Raw genomic sequence first — 18,609 nt, 5'->3', positions numbered from 1 at the left:
ACATACGCCGGTTATACCGAAGCAGCCCTGCGGCGGAGCGCATGAATAATCTCTTCAAGCTTTTCCTTCAAGCTGTCGTACCGGACGTCCTTAATCAGAGCCTCTAAACGGTCCGCACTCTCCGAAGCGAGATGATCGGGGACGCGAAGCAGCCGCTCGCTCTCCTCCTCATACATGCTGTACGTGCGTTTCCAGTCTTTACGCTCCATCCATTTCATAAGGAGCTCATATTTCGTGTCCTCGTCCGCGTCGCATGCATCAAGCGAAGTGAAAATATAATGAGCGTCATGATGGTTTGCTTTCTCCATTGTACGCTCAATATACGGCAGCAGCCTCGAATTACCGGGAGCGGCCAGCGCGGATACCAGCTGCAGATCGTCGCGCTCGATGAGCCAATCGAGCCAGCGCGGATCCCATTCTGCCTCGATCTGATCCTGCGGCAGCCGGATGCGGACATACCCTTGGTAAGCATATAATTCATCTCTAAGCGTATCCAGCAGCGCTTTTTGGGCCCGCTGGGATTTTTTCGATACCACGGTCTTAAGTCGTCCCCAACCGGAACCAACGTACTGATCATACAGTTCAGCTGGCGTTAGCCTCCGCTTTGACGCATGGAAGGCGTAGGGCAAATAAATCGGGTCCTGTTCCTCCAGACGCTTAAGCACGTCAAGCGCCTCATCTGTATCCGTACTTTCAAGGTAGGCTGCAGCGTGCCTCAGGATGCGAATGCAGTCCCCACCATGGAGCCTTCCCAGCGCAGGGTAAGCCGACTGGTTTCCCGCCAGATCCAGGTACAGACGCTCAAGCTCGGGATGGCGCGCATATTCGAACGCGGTCAGGAACGGCTCCAGCGCGCTCCACTGCTTTTCTTTCGCCTTCTTATCCACCTCACCTGCGTCTCCCTTCCGAAGCAGCTCCTCGAACAGCGGCAACAGCATATCGATCATTTCGGCGGAGGGTGCATAGCCGATCGCTTCGGCTGCAAGCAAAGCATCCTTCCCTTTGAACGCATCGTACAGCCGCTCCCTAGCTGCTTCCGAGTTACGGACCGCCAGCGCCCTGTATGCGCCTTCCCGGACTGCCTTTTTCTTGTCTTGTGACCACTCCAGCAGCCGAGCTTCATAAGCCGGATGCGGGCCCAGGCAGGCGATGGCCGCAGAACGAACTTTATCAGCCCCTTCTTCGGCCGCATGGACAAGTCGTTCCAGTGACCGGGCGTCTTCCGGATCAACGCCAAGCTCCCTTACAACCTGCAAGCGCCGTTCTTCCTCACGCCCGCCCTGAATATCCATCTCAGACAGCAAGTATGGCACGATGGAGCGGCCGTAGCTCGGCAGAATGTTGCGTGCGGCGAAGTCCGCGATTTCCGAATACGAGTCGCTGAGTGCCTTCATGGCAAAAGGGAACAGCCGTAAATCTCGAAACAGCCCCTGCTCGTACGCCGACGTCACAATTTCATAGCGGCCTCCCCCTGATTCAGACAATGCGTTTTGTACCTCCGCTAACTGACGGTACGAATGCATTGTCGTCAGCTCAGGCAGCTCGTTATCCTTCTCCCGTTCTGTTACAACCTGTGCTTCTGCTGCCGTGGCTCCCTGCGTCGATAGCACTGAATTCAGCAACAGCGATACGTCTTGAAGGCGGACCGCTCTCGCTTCCGGGTCTGAAGGGCCCGTCAGTGCTGCCACGCCTTCGGCCAGCTTTTTGAATACAGGAGCCCGTTCTCCTAGCTGGGCCAGCTTCGGCTCCAGCCGTTTAAGGCGGAAATCCTCAGCCGCCAGGTCACTGCCTGCTATATATAGGCGGCGCAGCTCGCCTTGAAGTTCCTGCAATAAAGTCGTGCTCATTGGTTTCTCCTCCCGCTTTCCCCGATTTCCTATTGTTTCGAGATTCTGATCGCAGACGATTAGTACAGCAGCCGGGCAACCCGGTCCCCTTGCAGTATCGTCAGCGGCTGGGCGATAAGCCGGCCTGTGTCCATCCGGTGCTCAAACATCGCAAGCACACAGCAATCGACCAGCAGCGACGAATCGACCAGCGACAGAAGCTGCGTCGAGGCCTGAGGCAGCCGGTACACGTCGCCGAGCTGGAGCGTATTACCCGCGGAGTCCACCAGCGTGAATCCGCCGTCTTCCGTAGACGCTATCTGAGATACCTTCATCAGTACGACCGGCGATCGGTCGGCCAGCGGATCCTTGAGTTGGTTTTTAACGGCCTTGACCGCTTCGGGAATCGATGTCCAGGCCGCGGCGCATGCAGCTTCCAGGTCGGCGTTTTCCATCGTGCGAGGCAGAATCCCCTCAAAACGCACCCTTGCGTTCATGCCGCCGGGATAACGATAAAGCTCGGCGATTTTCGCAACGTCGAAGAAGCTGTCTTCCTCCTTCATGAACTTTACCGCTTTGAACGGCCGATACTGCACCGTACGGTGAATGCGATCGCTGCCGAGCTCCAGCCAGAAACCGGTGTCCACGAATTCTCGCCGCGCTTCATCCTTGTAGCTGTAGAAAGCGAGCTGAAGCAGCTCGACGTTTTCGCTCACCCTTCCGGCTTCCTTCAATTCGGCCAACTGCCAGGCGTGTCCCAGCCATTCCTCGATGGTTGACTCCGTATCCGGCTTCAGGTCCGGGTCCTCTTGTTTGGCCAGCAGGTATGCCCTGCCCTTCTTGATAAAAGCGTGCAGCAGCGTTAACTGCTCCGCCGCATATGTATAACTGATTTCGCGGTCGTTCTCTTCCAGCAGCAGGGCGAGCCGGCGCAGCTCATTCTCCGCTCCGGTCAAGTAGCTGCTGCCAAGCCGTTTGGCGTGCTCATTCAGGCTCTTGACCGTCCGGGCGTCCGTAGTTCCTAGACCTCCGCGCACCAGCGAGAGCACAAGCTTCTCCAATTCGCCCAACGCCTCAAGCTGCTTGGCGATCTTCTTCTTTAGCGCACTTTTGTTGACTTTCTTCGGCTTGTCGGTCAGTTCCCCGCTTTCTCGTTTAGCCTTGTTTTCCTCCCGCTTCTCCGCTTTTTCCCGCTTGGACGCAATGTCCTCCGGTACTGCTCCCTTCTCAAAGCTTATACCGTCTGCATAAGCGTACATTAAGCCAAGGGCATGCTTGCACGGAAATTGCCGGCTCGGGCAGCTGCATCGCGCGACTGGATTGTCCGGCGTGATAAAATCAACGGAGCATACGTAATTGGATTTCCCGCTGCCCAAGCACTCCCCGAATAGCAGGTCTTCATCCTCGGATACGTTGAGCTTTATAAACTTGCTCTTTTGTACAAGTCCCCGTCCGTTTTTGGCTGCGGCCGCATTCGGAGCGAGTGAATCGATATAAGATGTTGTCAATTGAAGCAAATGAAACGTCTCCTTCCCTCTGATTCCTCTTCAAAGAATATTGAGCTTTGCATAATTGTATGAACGCAAGAAATTCTCGTTAGCAATTAAAAAAGCTATCCGATTCTCCAATTTCATAGACAACGAAATAATGCAAATTCTGCTCCTGAACACGATTGCGTTATATAAACCAGCACTATGAAAAGAAGCTGTTTTCGCGAATATATGTAGTGCGCCCGTGCATCTTATGTACTTCCGTAGATATTCCTCTATTGAAGCAGTTGCGAGAATATAATCGTCCGCAAATAGCGGAATGGATTGATTAGCTTAAGAAAAATCTTGATCTCATTCATGCAGAACTAGCGCCGAGTTCCCAACCATACTAACGGTCAAATCTACAAAAAAACATGAGTTCGCGCTGGCTCTATCTATGCACATCTGTTTGTTCCGCATTCGATGGCTTGGTTTCTTATTTCAGTAACCCAAAATCCAAACGCTCAAATAAATCAATCATTCATTAATTTGCGGGATAGCCGCATCACGCAGCCAACCTGCTGCAATCACATCCCTTCTGCTTCATTGCCAGTATTAATCCATATTCATCCATTATATCAAATATTGATCTACTGCAGGTAACCGATCATTGAGGATGCCGAGCACTCCCAGATACTCTCTGCCGAACCCGGAATTAACCTCTTCCCTTCCCATCTAAAAGGCAGCTTCTCACGCACATATTTAAGGGAGCATCATAGCTTTTAACCTGACTAGGTGGTGCCCACAAAACACAAAAATGCTTCCGAGAGGAAGCATTTTGTGTAATAACTGAGCTTGGTGTTGTTATTGAAAAATTCCCACTGCTAATTTCGAGCTTTCAGATCGCTTCGCAGAAGGGTGGATCGGCGACGATGGCCTTCCTTACCGGGTGCCTCTACCGGCGCGCCGTGTTATGATTACTGCTGCACGATGCTCAGCGTCGACGCTCGCAGGACCAAGCTTACCGTTTAAGGATCAATGGCAAAAAGCTGGTCCCGTATTCGGGAGCTCCGATCCCGACATATTCCGCCATCGTGGCTGCAATATCCGCCATCGTACTCCGTTCACCGATGAATACCGGCTTAATTTGCTGGCCGACGATCAGAATCGGCGTCTGCTCCCGCGTATGGTTGGAGTGACCGATCGTCGGATCATTGCCGTGATCGGCCGTAATGATGAGCATATCATCCTCTCCCATCTCAGGTATGAAGGTATCCAGGAACCGGTCCGATGCTTCCAGCACTTCCTTATACCATTGGCAATCCTCTTTGTGACCGGCAAGATCGGTCTCCTGAACATTAACGAGGAAGATGGCATTTTCCTCGGCCTCCACATACTTCCGGCGATAGGTTGCCAGGACGTCTTTCGTCTCCACAACCGGATCGTTGAAACCGTTGGCCGAAATGACGTCCGCCGTTTTTCCGATGCGATAAACAGGCAGCCCGCTTCTCTCGGCCATATAAGCGAATTGTTTTTCAAACTCTACCCCATAGCCGAGATGCACCACTTGGTAACCTTCGCCGTAAACATTGGCCTTGGGCGCGTCCACCCCCCATTGGCCCGGGTGTTTTTCCCTCACGGCCGATAAAATCGTGTCGATATCTGTCTTTATATTACCAAATACGATCACCCGGCTTGTGTCCACATGGGCACGAACGACTTTTCCGATCTTCACGACCTCATCAAACGGCAGCTTATTCAAATCTCCAACAACATTGATAATGTTGCCGAGCTGGGATTCCAGGTTATCGCCCACAACGACCGCGCCTTCCACGAGCAGAACCGTTGCACCCGCAACGGGGAGCTCCACTCGATACCCGGCTGCCTCAAGAGCAGACCTGATTCTTGGTCCGATCTCTGACATTAGACGTTTGGCCGGCATTCCGGGCTTGCTGCCCATCAGCTCCTGATGCCCCATGAAGGTATCGGCCCCATAATGAGCCAGATTGCTCCGTCCATAGGCCCCGAGCGGCTCGCCGGTATCGTCAACCAGCTTGCCAAGCCCTAAACGGTACAGAACCGGAATCGCAAGCGGCACCGTTTCCCGAATATGGTTGTACGTATGGGCATCCACATCCTCCGGCTTAAGCGTCCGGCAATCCTTCATTGCGCCAATACCGAATCCATCGAGTACGAGTAAGGATATTTTTCCCATGTTACATCCCTCTTTTCTGGAAATGAACCAATTCCGGCTTAAGGCTGTTCACTCCTCTTACAAAAGCGACATGAGCTCTGGTTACGAAAATTTGCGTACGGAACGCATAGATCACGGTATCGCCGACCATCATCGGCTGCTCTCGCTCCAAGCATCCGTAGTAATCGATATTTTCCGCAGAGTACTGACTGACCTTCGCCTTCTGGGAAGTCACGTCGCGCGAGGTCGAACCGTAAAGAGCCTGATGCATATGCGACCGCGGATAAAATCCGCCGGCAATCGTATAGGCGTACTCATCGTCCATATGAGAAATCTCCGATACATATACAATGCTCGGTATTTCGACAAGCCGATCGTTGTATGCATGCAGCGGGGTCGTGCCTGTCAGTGCATGGCCGGGCTCGCCATGCGTGACGCCATGGCGTTTCAACAGCGGGATGGTGTGACAGCTGGTCGCACTTGGAGCATTCACTTGCTGAATCTCTATGCCGTGCATCCGAAGGGTCTCCACAGCGGTCAGCAGCGTCTCCAGATTCGGCGTAATGTCAAAATCCGTGTTCTCGGCGTTGATCTGAAGCACGGGAAAGCTGGTCGCCCCCACGATTCGGATTCCCCGCAGCTTCCTCAGCTCCGGCAGGAGCCGCTCAAGCTCATGGAGCAAAAATCCGCCGAACTGACCGGGGAATATTGCATCGCCGGGACGGATGACTCTCAGAATAACATCTTGTACATGTCCAAGTGCCACAGCGGCTTCCGACAATTGGACCGCCCGTTCCAGAGAAAACAAGGTTACCACTTCGGGCTTGATCTCACGCAGCACATCCGCCCATTGGCTTTTGCTCGGCTGTACGATATGCCCGATATTGCCAATGCAGCACCCGGCTTCGGCCAGGGCATAAGCCTCATCGATGTCCACCGCCACCGCTTGCCTGATTCCGCATTGCTCGATCAGCTTACCGGCATAACCGCTGCGGCCAATTTGTTTGGTCATGTAATAGAGCTTCATGTCATACTGTTCCGCCATTTCAGACAGAGCGCGGGCGTTATGCATGAGTCCATCCGCATCGATCACATACGTATTGGCCGGTATCTCCCCCCTCTGGTGAAGGATCGCCGCCGCACGGATCAACCCCTCATTCCGTTGTAAAGTCATATCTACAAACATGCAGTTACCCCCTAAATTCCTGCAGAACATTTTCTAAGATGCGGATAACCGTATCTGCCGATGCTTTCATCGGGTTGATGCGAAGACCGTATTCTTTGAGCTTGGGCTCACTCTCCAGAAAGCTTCCCGATACCCGGTATATCATCGGCACCAGCTCAAAGCGCGATTCCGCCCCTACCGGATAAGTGGCCGCTCCATAATAGGATGCGCGTTCGATAACCGCCGACGCAATCGGCTGCTCCAGTTCAACAATGACATTCTTGGACTGCGAATTCGTGATATACGCTTCCTTGATGCCTGACACTTCTCCTGAAGCCAAACGTCGGCACAGTTTCTCCACCTGCTCGTTTTGAATTGCCAGCATGACGGGGGCAAACACCATGCTGCGCAGCAGCTCATGCGCTTCGTAACCTTGTACTTGGCCTCCGCCGGAGTAGTTGCGCTCGTGCAGCTTCTCGATCCCTTCCCGCTTGCCGATGATCACGCCGATCCCTTGGGGACCCATCAGCTTAAATCCGGAGAATGTAGAATAGTCAGCCCCATATTCCGAACCGATTCCAAGCATTTTCATCGCGCAGTAGTTATCATCGACCACGATCGGCAAATCGGGACGCTTCCGTTTAACTAGCGCGATCAGGTCTTGGAGAAGATACGTATCCGTAGGCTGCTGCCGCGCATGCTGTACATAAAACACCTTGGAAGTCCGATCGTTCTCGAGCAGCTTCGCCACGGCATCCATGTCATTAAAGTCGGCTTGGGACTGCCGCAGTCCCATTAAACGAAAGGTTTCCTTGGTCGTGGTATACATCGGTGCGGTGTGTACGATAACCGAATCTCCTGGTTCGACCAGCACGCTTAAAATTCCCCGGATCGCTCCGGTACCGCTGCCCCGCACCAGCGCGCAATGCTCGCCTCCAAACGTACGGGCAAGCACCCTCTCGACGCGGGACGTAACAAGCGGCCTGTGGAACTCCGGATGCAGCCCCACATCGCCGACTTGGAAAAATTCGTTGTTCGCAAACTCTCTCGTAATTTCATCGATCAATGTAAACTGCAGCTGCTGAGCTTGCTCCATCGTGCGGTTTTTCAATACCGATTGTTCATATTTCATGCTGACATGTCACCCGCCTTTCGAATACTGAAAGCCCGCTGCGGATTGCCCACCAGCAATTTGTTGATCACTTCATCCGTGATTCCCCGCCCGCGCAAGGCAGGCACGAAAGACCTTAACACCACGTCATAGCCCTGTCCGCCGAACGCGCGCAGATGCGATTTACGCGTCAGATCCGTGGACAATAGGAGCTGGTCCTCATATCCGTGCTCGATAAACTTCAATAAGGATTCCAAGCGGGCGTTGTCACTCCGGTAGTTTTCCTTGCCGATCGTATCCATTGCAACGTAAACGCCTGCCTTCAGCACCTCGAGCACCACTTCATCCTGCTCGTTCAGATCCTGATGGCCAATAATTACTTGATCCAGCGGCATTTCTTCCGCAGAAAACAGCTCGATCTGCTCCAAAGCACAGGTCCCCAGCGTTGTATGCGTAGATAACGGAAGCCCTGTTTCCTTTGCCGCAGCGACCGCTCCGTGGAACAGCTCCGTCTCGATCGGTTTGAATTCGTTTAGGCTGCTGCCGATCTCGCCGATCACCCCTGGCTTAATTCCCGTATCCGCGATGCCGGATCGAATCTCTCGAATCATCCACTCGGCGAATTGATCCCGGTTCCAGCGCAGCTTATCATCAGGAATGAAAGGGTCTTTATAACAGCCCGTGCTCGCAACAATATGAATATTGGAGGCTTTACTGATCTCGGCAAGCTTTCGCGGATTTCGTCCCATTCCGTCATTGGTAACCTCGATGATGGCCCGGCCGCCATAGGCATAAAAGCTCTTCAGATCATCCAAGACAAGCCCCGTATCTTGCAGGCAGGTATCTTCATTCTTCTTAATACGGCTCAGATCCACGTATAGATGCTCGTGACAGGCGCATACGCCAAGCTTCTCCGGTTGTATGGGCCCAAGTACGGTCTGGATGTACATTTCTCTCTCTCCTTACTGTGGTGGTGTATACAATCCAAGCAGAACCAGTATGTTCCCTAGGATACCGACAGCGATAGCTCCCACAGGACCTACGGCCATCCGAACGATCGGACGTCCCGCCGCCTCATTCAACAGATAGAAGCCGGCAATCCCAAAGTAACCGAGCCCCGGCACGATGGCATTGGCTGCATTCGCTCCCCCGATCAGAAGCGCGACCTCAAGAACGCGGGTCATCGAAGTCCGGATGCTTTCACCCGAGGCGCGGATGCCCGGGTACCGATCCAGAAATTTGGCCATTTTGGACAATAACTGAATTTCCAGGAAGATGACAAGGGCGCCGAGCAGCGCTGCAACGAGCGGATTCGGAGAAAATATCCCCACTCCGAATACGAACGTAAACCCGACTGGGCCGAATACGCCGGTAGCGATCGCCGTACTGGCGATCAGCGGGACAAATCCAATGGCTTTGGCCAGGGAGGCAATGCCGCCTTCCGAGATTTTTCCGTCAGCCAGCAGGCTCAGCGAGATCGGATCGCCGGCAATTAACAGAAGATTGGTGGCTGCCGCGGCTAAACCGCCGCTGATCATGACGATCCACGAAAACTTTTTAATGCGCGTCACGCGATCCGTAAACATGGAGGCAAGTGTTGAAAGGCTCTGATCCTCGGATTTTTCCTTCATCGCAAACGTGATAAGAAACGCCATGCCCACGATCAACGCGATGCCTTCCGGACTCAAAACAACCGGCGTGCCGTCAATTTGAATAAGTCCTTTTGTGTTGCTGAAAACAACGAGCTGTCTGGCCAATGCCGCCACCAGAAAAGCAATGACGCCTTTTTTGATCGAAAATTGAAGCGCGATGGCCAGGGCGGGAAATACCATAAAGGATACAACGACGGGCTCGCCAATTTTGTTGAATCCGTCAATAAAATTAAGCGGAAGCATTTCAAACGCTTTCACAACTGCCTGAAGCCCGAAGTAGATACCCGCGCCATATACGCCGCCTAGCGCTCCGGCAGCAGCTGTGCTCAATTTGCCTCGTTTAAAAGACAACCCGATGATATCCGTTCCGAGTAGAATGCTATGGATAAGCAAAATGCTTCCTGATATCGAAATGGGGATCCCGTAACCGATCACAAGCCCGAAGCTCATGGCAAAAGCGGTGACGCCCAGCTCCTTCCGGCTCATCCGCCCTTCCAGATTCTCAGGGACGATCGGTCTAAGACCGTCATTAAATACGGCGATCCCCAAGTTGGCCATAGTTGCAGTCACGATCCCTAGCCCGATTAACAACAAAGCTTCCAGCATAAGATGTCCCCCTAATCATTTGACGTAACGCTTACTTGGTAAGTGCTTTCATAAGAAATTCTACTGCCTTCTCTTTGTGGTCTCCGGTAAAGCCGAATGCCTTAGCGCCTTGCGCGACGGCCTGATCGACTTTCTCTTGTGTCGGCGGCTGTCCCGGCATGGAAATCGTAGCACAATTCGACTTGCCTACCATCGCGATGGCCATGGCCAATGCTCCGCCCCCTCCGGTATAGCAAGCGCCCACGTAGTAATCGGCTTGTCCCATCTTCAGAGCCATTGCAGCTTCCAGATCCGATTTAACGGTTACTTCCACATCGGCTCCGCCATGCTGTTTGACCAAAGCTTCAATTTCTTTCTTTTCCACTTGCCCGCCAATCACGATTTTCATGACAATTCTCCTCTTTTCGTTTGTTTTTAGATTTCTGAAGCGTTAACGAAATGCATGATCAGGTACTGTCTTTCCTCATCCGGAAGCTTGCCGTCCATTTGGGACTCGATCCACTTTACGTTTTCTGCAGCTTGGGCAAAATGAGGAGAGCGTCTGATTTCCTGCATGATCTCCTCAGGCGGAGCGTTTAGCTCCTCGCTGCGCTCGATCCGGGTAACGGCCATCCCCAGATGAGTCACCAGCTTTTTGTATTTCTTCTCATTGTCCGGCTGTACGAATCTTTCAATCGTTGCCTCGCACAGCTTCATGGCGCCAGGTGTAATCGTGTTGGTAGAAAATAAAATATCCAGTCGTTCTCTCAAAGCACTCACGCTTCTCCACACTCCCTGTCAGTATTTAGGAATGAGCACGCCACGCTCCACCTGCTTCTGGATTTGCATGACATGATCGGTTGATATCTGATCGAACATAAACTCCATTTTCTTATTGTTTTTGTTTACGACGCATACAGCCTGACTCATTTCCTTGTCCATTTCCAACGCTTCCTTGGAGGACAGCTCGGACAAATAGAATGAACCGTTGTCGATTTCATCCACATTCCATACCATTGCGTCGATCGACTTGGCTTTTAAATGCTCCAGCAAATGCATATAGTTCAGGTTGATCAGCTCGACATCCTTGCCCTTAACTTCAAGATTCGTTAATACTTGTTGGTCAATAGAGTAACTGTCGATTCCGATTTTCATCCCGTCTTGGATCCCGCTTGTTTCCTCCGCAAAAACTACCGCATGACGCGAAACGTATGAACCGCTTCCGAATTCCTTTACAATCACGAGTTCTTCGGATTTGCGGATCGCCGTCATTGCGGCATATTTGGAAACAAGTGCGAAATCATATCGACCATCAATGACATTGTCCAGACGAACGGTCGCACCGCGCATAAAGGCACAGTGCAGAGGGATGCCGATTTTTTCGAAGCTTGCGTGCATTGCCGTTGCCAATCCCTCGTATTTACGGGAGTAAGGAAGCGGCATAACGCCGATGATACTGCTCACCCCGCAGCATTGAAGCAGCAGGTCCATGTTCTTATTTCGGAGAAAGGTGCCTAGATGCCCTCTGGACTCGAGCGAAATACATTGGCTTTCCTCCATTTTTTTCAAAACATTTTGAATCGTGCCGCGGCCAACGCCGTATTTACCCGACAGCTCCTCAATTCGGGGAATACGGGAATCCAGTTCAATAAAGAGAAGCTCTTCCGCTAGGTTTTTTAAAACCACGCTGCTTTTGGAGTTCAATCCTTGAATCACGTTACCCGGTTCACCTCCTCAATATACAATATTCTGTATTTTGTATTTGATGACATCATATCATCGTGCTACAGGGACTTCAATACTTTTTTCTGAATTTAAGTCAACTTATTTCACATCGTTATCGGTAAGTGTTGGATCAACATCGAATGTAATGCGTTTTCATGCGGGTTTTTGAACGTTCATCCGGGGAACAGGGGCTGTATCGACTCTTTTTTTTGTAATTATTTATGTTTTATTTTCAGAAAGTTTCACTTGTTGTCATTATATATAACATCATCAGATGTAGCTGACATCGCTGACAGTAGACAAACTGGATTCAACAAAAACCGGACAATGTAGATAAAAAAAAGCCGCATATTATGCGACTTTCAAATAAAAACCCCGACCCCTTTCTTCACCACGTAATGGATACCTCAGAACGATCTGCCAGGCAGTTGGATGCCCTGCCATTCGCCTACATCGCATTGGCCATTACTATTTCCACCCGCAGCAACCACCGAGCCGTCCGATTTAAGACCGAGCGTATGAGTGCAGCCCGCCGCAACGGCCACAATATCCCGCCAGCCGCTTACATTGCATTGGCCGTGCTCATTCATACCCACAGCCGTTACCGAGCCGTCCGATTTAAGGCCGAGCGTATGATAGCTTCCCGCCGCGATCGCCACAATACCGCGCCAATCGCTTACATTGCATTGGCCATGCCTATTCAAGCCCACGGCTACAACCGTGCCGTCCGATTTTAGGCCGACGGTATGAAGGTAACCCGCTGTTACCGCGACAATGTCGTGCCATTCATTTACATTACATTGGCCATAACGACTATTACCTACAGCCGTCACCGTGCCGTCCGATTGAAGACCGATGGTATGCCAGTCCCCCGCCGCTACTGCCACAATATCACGCCAGCTGCCAACATCGCATTGCCCCTCATCATTCCGACCCGCTGCCACCACCTTGCCATCCGATTGAAGCCCGACGGTACGACGCCAACCTGCTGCAACCGTCACAATATCACGCCAGCCGCTTACATTACATTGGTCATGCTTATTCCAACCCACTGCTACCACGGTGCCGTCCGATTTAAGCCCCACGGTATGAGCTCTGCCCGTGTTCGTCGCCATATGAACATTACCAACCGCAACCGCCACAATATCGCGCCAGCCGCTTACTTCACATTGACCATCATTATTGTCCCCCACAGCCGTCACCGTGCCGTCCGATTGAAGACCAACGGTATGACGACGCCCAGCGGCTATGGGATGTTTAGGCCACCATTTCACCTTTAGCACCGCTTCTTTCGGTGAAGTGTACTCCATGTTTTGCCTCCTTGAACACAAGAATTATTCTACTGTAATACGTCTCTTTACAGGCAAATGTCGCAATCGGGCTTCAGAGCTGCACATCTTATTTCTTTACGGCATGGATAAAATGAATGGTCTCGAAAGCAGATAAATAATCCGTCCGATCACGGAAGAAAAGCTCTTGGATCTTTGTTGGCGATAGATGTTCATAAATCAATAAACCGGATCTTTCCAGTAATTTTTCAATTTTTTGATAAGAAAAGCTTGATTTCATCGGCTCTCCACTTGCATAAGCCATTTTCACCATATTTTCAACTCTATTAAACTTTCCTTTTTCTATAAAGAAATTCTCATCCGCATAATCAAAAACAATAGAACTTCCAGATGGGACATTGGCAAATAATTGAAGAATCAAGGATGCATTTTCCTCTTCCGTTAGATAATAAGAGACACCCAAAAGGCTAAAGAACGTTTTTTGGTTTTTAAATCCATTGTCTAATAAGGATTCATAGGGAAACTTAGTAGTAAAGTCTATTGAAACAAAATGAAGATTACTCGGAATATGGAGTTCTGCGGCCTCCAGCTTCTTCCTTTTCATTTCCTGTGTAGCTGGGTGATCGATTTCAAATACACTTAAGCTGTGCTCCAGCTCCGGATATCGCAAACAAAATGTGTCTAGGCCAGCTCCAAGTATGACATACTGCTTTACACCAAGCATAATTTCGTTAAGTAATACTTTTTCACAATAGGCGGAGCGTGCTAAGGAAACTGGGGAAAGCTGGATCTGTGTGATCCATTTCAATATTTCCGCTGGACTATCTTTAAATTGTTGCCCAATCTCACTATTGAAAAACTGGATTCCATTAATCATGTTGTTACTGATTGCCGAGAATTCTTCTTCGGATATCAAACGGTTCGCGATAAAATCATCAAAAATTATCGGTGTGTCATATTTGCTATGATATGACCGGCCAAAAGCCGATATCAAGGACGTTATACTGGATTCATTTTGTTTCATGCTTTGTTCTCCCATAAAAAAATAAGATTCCCCTGGCCAGGAGAATCTTATTGTAAATCATATTATTAAGAATGTAAATTATAGCATAAATAAATTATTTTGTCAAGTATTTTACTCACGCCCCCGCTCCACGCCGGGTCTCAACACCCTAAGCTAAATGTATTAGTTCTCCTCCTCTACCGCAATAACCTCCCTTGCTGCCTCGATGAAGGATAATATGATCGGTGAAAGCCACTTGTCTTTATGCCATAGCATCTGTGTATACACGTGCAAGTCCGGAATTTGCCATGGAAGAGCAACAAGCTCGCCCCGCTCAACCTCGGCTTCTACGACGATTTCAGGAAGAAAGGCAATGCCGATTCCCGTAATTGCGCATTGTTTAATAGCTTCAGCACTTTGAAACTCTAAATACGTAATACTATCAATGCCCTCTTTCTCAAATGATCGGTCAAACATGGTTCGATAGGGACAGCCCTTTTCATTCGTCAGGAACACTTCTCCGTGAAAATCCTCCAGCTGCAGCACCGTACGTTGTGCGAGCGGATGGTCCGGAGCGGCGAATAAGCGGAACGTTTCTTCCAGCAACGGCTCCACCGCAAGTCCGCTTGAGCGGATGGGTTCGTCCAACATAAAGACGACATCCGCGGTTCCCTCAAAGAGCGATTGCTTGAGTTCCTGATTGGGAACGGAGCGGAAGATGAGGCGCACGCCCGGATGGCGCGAACGAAAAAGCTGAAAGACAACCGGTAGCCGATAGGCGCAAAGAACCTCGTTGGCACTAATCGTTAGGGTACCGCTTAAGTTTTCATTGTCATGAACGACACTGCGAGCCTCGTCCAATTGGTTTAGCACGCCTTCGACATGAGTCAAAAAGCGTTTACCCGCAGTTGTAAGAACGAGCTGCTTACCCAAGCGGTCAAAAAGACGAACCCCCAGCTCCTCCTCCAATGCTTTCATTTGCATCGTTACGTTGGAGGGGACGTAGTTCAACACTTCCGCAGCCCGGCTGAAATTTAAGGTGGATGCCACCGTGCGGAACGTGTTCAGTTGGCGCAATTCCATCATACGATCCCCCTTTTGCCTTCAATATGATTGAATATAGCTTTGAAATTCATTCACTTTTATTGAGAGTATCACGGAACTATACTAACAACAAGAATTACATTCTTAATATATGGTTTCATTTTGAAGGGAGCAAACAATACGATGGATTATGAAATTTTTGATTTGGGTGACGTTACCTTGCAGTCCGGCGTTACGTTACCGAACGCTTTTCTTGCTTATAAGACTTATGGACGATTGAATGAACAAAAAGATAATGTCATCGTCTATCCAACGGCATTTGGCGACCATCATGTTCAGAATGAATGGTTGATTGGAAACGGCATGGCACTAGATCCGCGAGAATATTTCATTATCGTACCCAATCTGCTCGGCAACGGGTTATCCTCGTCTCCCAGCAACACGCCTCCCCCATTCGACCGGGCTAATTTTCCGCAAGTAACCATCTATGATAACGTTCAATTTCAGCATCGGCTGGTGACCGAAAAATTCGGCATTCAAAAAATTGCGCTCGTCGTTGGATGGTCGATGGGAGGCATTCAAGCTTTCCAATGGGGAGCAAGTTATCCCGACATGGTGGAGCGAATTGCTCCCTTCGCCGGTGTTGCAAAGACTTGGCCTCAAACGTATGTCGTCTTGGAAGGAATGAAAGCCGCACTTATGGCCGCAGTTCGCTTCGATTTAAGTAAACTTAACCAGTTGACTGCTGCAGACATGCGTGCCGTTGGCCGTGTATATGCGGGATGGGGTTTATCGCAGGCGTTTTACAGAGAGGAACTTTATCGTGAGTTGGGATTTGATACATTAGCGGATTTTGTGGCTGACTTTTGGGAAGAGAGCTTTATGCAGATGGATCCGCACAATGTTCTGGCCATGTTATGGACAGGTCAGAATGCAGATATTAGTGCAAATCCATCCTATAACGGAGATTTCGATCAGGCGCTCAGAAGCATTCAAGCACTCGCCTGCGTCATGCCAGGGAGCACGGATCTCTTCTGCACGTCCGACGATAACGAATACGAGGCTAAGCGTATGCCTAATGCTGTTTTTAATCCGATCGTGTCGATCTGGGGACACTTTGCCGGTCGCGGCATCAACCGTGCCGATAATGAATGGATTGATGACAATCTTAAGCGCTTGTTGGCGCTTCGGACGAACGGGTCGTTCGGCAATTGATACTACTCTTCAGTCGTTTCCTTTAAGAGATAATGATCTTGCCCGAAGATCATAGGATGAGGTCACCAGATTTTCTGGTCGACCTCTTTTTTGTGTTTCGTACTAGTTGGACAGTTTTGCCGGTTAGCTGAATATGTCATCAATTTCCATCCGGACATAAACTTGATTCGCCCTTCACATCACTTTCGTAATAATAGCCATGCCTGAGGCAAGCCAAGCCAAAAACCCGAAGCCGGCATTACGATGGCGCCGAACAAACAGATAACCAGCAGGATCCAACCGAAAATTGCGGGAGGAGCGATTCCCTTCTTTTTAATCAGCCAATCTACCATATAGCCAAGCAACATTAGCAGGAAGCCGAACATCATGTACCAGAACGCGGTTCCACGATCCCACTGATCATCAGCCACCGTACTCCACAAGCCTTCGGTAACGATGGGCTGTAATTGACCTGTGTAAGCAAATAGTCCATAAATAACATGGAGCAACCCCGTCAACATAAGCATTATTCCGACATGGCGCTTTATCCCACTTATCATAGTGCCCCCTCCTTTCTTCATAACCCACTCGCCCTCCCTATTTCGCTCCAAGCAATCCTCAAACATGATTTTATCCTCAAACAGATTTCAAAGCATCAATGGGTGCGATAAGGATTTAAGGTCTTAGGATCCCAAAAAAACAATAGGCTTACAATCGTGATTACCAAAAAAACTGACGTTATGACCGGGTCATAATGTGAACCATTATCGGGGAATACCGTTATACTGACGTTTACGAAAGCATGGAACAAGATTATCGCAAAAATGCTTTTTCCGGTGTTGTTATAGAGCCATACCATGAGGATTCGAAGCAGGATTGCCGTGAAGCACTGCCATACGATCCACGTTACATTATGGTTTGTTTGAATATATGGAACCAAGTGCCATATCCCCCACAACGTCCCCATGATCATGCTGGTGGCAATTGCGTTCCAACGGTTTAGCAGGGGCTCTGCGGCATATCCCATCCAGCCCATTTCCTCGCAGGCAGCTGCAATGAAATACATTACCACAAGGATCGGTATCGATAGAAAAGGTATGTTCGGTTCGGGGAGCGATCGCCCGATCAAGCTCATGAACCAATATGACAGTAACATGATCATTGGCATCAAAAATAGTATGGGTAAATACCAGCTCTTCTGCTTGATTCGCTTATAATCGAATATTCGTTTCAATAACCTCCGTACGCCACTTACTCCCTCTTCTCGGTAAGTGAGTATCAATGCGGCTGCCATTGGACAGAAGAACATAAGTGCACTGACAGGAAGATTCATTGGAAGCCATTTAACCGGCATAGAACCAAATAGCCAAAATGGTATCGAAAGGGCGAAAACCAATACATAAAATGTTCGTGGCGACCTATTCAATGAACGTTCTACATTCATGACATGCAACCTCTTTTGATACGAATTCGTAGTATTTACAAATAATGATTAGCCCGCTGGGGGCAGTTACTCCTTAACTCTGATCTTCACCGGATGATTTGACGCGTTGCCGGTCATTGAACGATTTGGCGACTCTATCCTGATTGGCGGCCTTTTTATTACGATTTCGTAGTAAGCCTTGCACACAATTTAATACGTTTTCGTAGCATTGTCAAGATGCAATTAGCGTTGCTATGTTGTATGCAGAAGTTATTTTGTAAATATGCCCTCTTCGCCCGCTTCATTCGTTACCTTGAATAACCCGCTTCAACTCCCCCTTCACATTAATATCAAAGCTCCAGTTTTTGTTCCAGTTCGGCCTTCTGGCGTAAGTGATGGCGGAAATGCATACCGACCAAATCGAACCACTCCCGTGCGTTAAGCCACCCAAACCCTTCATGCCTCACTTTATAATTGGGGTTTATTGCATTTACCTTCTCCTCCCATTCATACATTCCCTTAAGCACCGTATCGAGTCCTTGAATGAGTTCATCCACGGTTTCGGAATTACTTGGGGTATTTTCAGGTCCATCCGGTAATCTGATTTTTATCGGAGGAAATGAACCGGCGCAGAACAATTGTGCGCCAGCCTCTGTCTTTCCTTGGGGTTGCACTTCACTCGAGGATGCGCATTTTTGGACTTGGACAAGGTAATCGAGAGCTGTGAGGATCATATGATCATACATTTGACCGAGAGACCATACTCCTGGTTCAGATATATGTCTTAATTGGTCGATGGAATACTGCTGCAGATTGATCTTGTAAAAATCGATTAGTTCCGAATAATTCAATGGCATCACCTTTCCAAAACGTCAAAACGTCAAGCTCAATTCATTTTAATGCTATTCCAGAAGTGGATTTGATATTTC

The 18,609-nt window shown here is 49.8% G+C and carries 17 protein-coding genes; 1 reads left to right on the top strand and 16 read right to left on the bottom strand.

The genetic code is table 11. From position 1 onward, the window contains the following. Window positions 1-11: 11 nt before the first annotated feature. The 13 genes from J2Z18_RS14150 to J2Z18_RS14090 all read right to left on the bottom strand — a co-directional run bounded on the left by J2Z18_RS14150 (window position 12) and on the right by J2Z18_RS14090 (window position 15,102). Window positions 12-1,847, bottom strand: coding sequence for a HEAT repeat domain-containing protein (locus J2Z18_RS14150; protein WP_007128102.1), 1,836 nt, complete (start codon window positions 1,845-1,847; stop codon window positions 12-14). A 59-nt stretch (window positions 1,848-1,906) separates the two neighbouring features. Further along, window positions 1,907-3,343, bottom strand: a complete 1,437-nt coding sequence (locus J2Z18_RS14145; protein ID WP_007128103.1) for an SWIM zinc finger family protein — start codon at window positions 3,341-3,343, stop codon at window positions 1,907-1,909. A 973-nt stretch (window positions 3,344-4,316) separates the two neighbouring features. Beyond that, window positions 4,317-5,510, bottom strand: a complete 1,194-nt coding sequence (locus J2Z18_RS14140) for a phosphopentomutase (protein ID WP_007128104.1) — start codon at window positions 5,508-5,510, stop codon at window positions 4,317-4,319. 1 nt (window position 5,511) lies between these two features. After that, on the bottom strand, window positions 5,512-6,675 hold the full coding sequence (locus J2Z18_RS14135) for an alanine racemase (protein ID WP_007128105.1): 1,164 nt from the start codon (window positions 6,673-6,675) through the stop codon (window positions 5,512-5,514). Window positions 6,676-6,679: 4 nt separating this feature from the next. After that, window positions 6,680-7,786: an aminotransferase class V-fold PLP-dependent enzyme gene (locus tag J2Z18_RS14130; protein WP_007128106.1), complete on the bottom strand. Its 1,107-nt coding sequence runs from the start codon at window positions 7,784-7,786 to the stop codon at window positions 6,680-6,682. Beyond that, on the bottom strand, window positions 7,783-8,715 hold the full coding sequence (locus J2Z18_RS14125; protein ID WP_007128107.1) for a phosphotriesterase family protein: 933 nt from the start codon (window positions 8,713-8,715) through the stop codon (window positions 7,783-7,785). The genes J2Z18_RS14130 and J2Z18_RS14125 overlap by 4 nt, the downstream gene beginning before the upstream one ends. Before the next feature lie 12 nt (window positions 8,716-8,727). Next, window positions 8,728-10,023: a YhfT family protein gene (locus tag J2Z18_RS14120; protein WP_210094847.1), complete on the bottom strand. Its 1,296-nt coding sequence runs from the start codon at window positions 10,021-10,023 to the stop codon at window positions 8,728-8,730. A 31-nt stretch (window positions 10,024-10,054) separates the two neighbouring features. Further along, window positions 10,055-10,411: a DUF2620 domain-containing protein gene (locus J2Z18_RS14115; protein WP_007128109.1), complete on the bottom strand. Its 357-nt coding sequence runs from the start codon at window positions 10,409-10,411 to the stop codon at window positions 10,055-10,057. Window positions 10,412-10,437: 26 nt separating this feature from the next. Then, on the bottom strand, window positions 10,438-10,782 hold the full coding sequence (locus J2Z18_RS14110) for a PRD domain-containing protein (RefSeq protein ID WP_210094846.1): 345 nt from the start codon (window positions 10,780-10,782) through the stop codon (window positions 10,438-10,440). 18 nt (window positions 10,783-10,800) lie between these two features. Further along, window positions 10,801-11,718 (bottom strand): GntR family transcriptional regulator YhfZ, encoded by a 918-nt coding sequence (yhfZ, locus tag J2Z18_RS14105; RefSeq protein ID WP_007128111.1) that lies wholly within the window; start codon window positions 11,716-11,718, stop codon window positions 10,801-10,803. A 416-nt stretch (window positions 11,719-12,134) separates the two neighbouring features. Continuing rightward, window positions 12,135-13,037: an RCC1 domain-containing protein gene (locus J2Z18_RS14100; protein WP_210094845.1), complete on the bottom strand. Its 903-nt coding sequence runs from the start codon at window positions 13,035-13,037 to the stop codon at window positions 12,135-12,137. Between the two features lie 88 nt (window positions 13,038-13,125). Next, window positions 13,126-14,040: a class I SAM-dependent methyltransferase gene (locus J2Z18_RS14095; RefSeq protein WP_210094844.1), complete on the bottom strand. Its 915-nt coding sequence runs from the start codon at window positions 14,038-14,040 to the stop codon at window positions 13,126-13,128. 162 nt (window positions 14,041-14,202) lie between these two features. Next, on the bottom strand, window positions 14,203-15,102 hold the full coding sequence (locus tag J2Z18_RS14090; RefSeq protein ID WP_210094866.1) for a LysR family transcriptional regulator: 900 nt from the start codon (window positions 15,100-15,102) through the stop codon (window positions 14,203-14,205). Between the two features lie 144 nt (window positions 15,103-15,246). Here J2Z18_RS14090 and J2Z18_RS14085 point away from each other — a divergent pair, with 144 nt between their 5' ends. Beyond that, on the top strand, window positions 15,247-16,278 hold the full coding sequence (locus tag J2Z18_RS14085) for an alpha/beta fold hydrolase (protein ID WP_210094843.1): 1,032 nt from the start codon (window positions 15,247-15,249) through the stop codon (window positions 16,276-16,278). Window positions 16,279-16,457: 179 nt separating this feature from the next. Here the strand turns inward: J2Z18_RS14085 and J2Z18_RS14080 are convergent, their stop codons facing one another. The 3 genes from J2Z18_RS14080 to J2Z18_RS14070 all read right to left on the bottom strand — a co-directional run bounded on the left by J2Z18_RS14080 (window position 16,458) and on the right by J2Z18_RS14070 (window position 18,531). After that, on the bottom strand, window positions 16,458-16,838 hold the full coding sequence (locus tag J2Z18_RS14080) for a DUF6463 family protein (RefSeq protein ID WP_245255992.1): 381 nt from the start codon (window positions 16,836-16,838) through the stop codon (window positions 16,458-16,460). Window positions 16,839-16,912: 74 nt separating this feature from the next. Further along, on the bottom strand, window positions 16,913-17,701 hold the full coding sequence (locus J2Z18_RS14075) for a CPBP family intramembrane glutamic endopeptidase (RefSeq protein WP_210094842.1): 789 nt from the start codon (window positions 17,699-17,701) through the stop codon (window positions 16,913-16,915). 329 nt (window positions 17,702-18,030) lie between these two features. Next, window positions 18,031-18,531, bottom strand: a complete 501-nt coding sequence (locus J2Z18_RS14070; RefSeq protein ID WP_210094841.1) for a DinB family protein — start codon at window positions 18,529-18,531, stop codon at window positions 18,031-18,033. Between the last annotated feature and the right edge of the window lie 78 nt (window positions 18,532-18,609).

Source organism: Paenibacillus lactis, from assembly GCF_017873605.1.
GTDB lineage: Bacteria > Bacillota > Bacilli > Paenibacillales > Paenibacillaceae > Paenibacillus_AQ > Paenibacillus_AQ lactis.
Note: the sequence above shows the minus strand (reverse complement) of the source record. Positions and strands in the feature narration are given on the sequence as shown.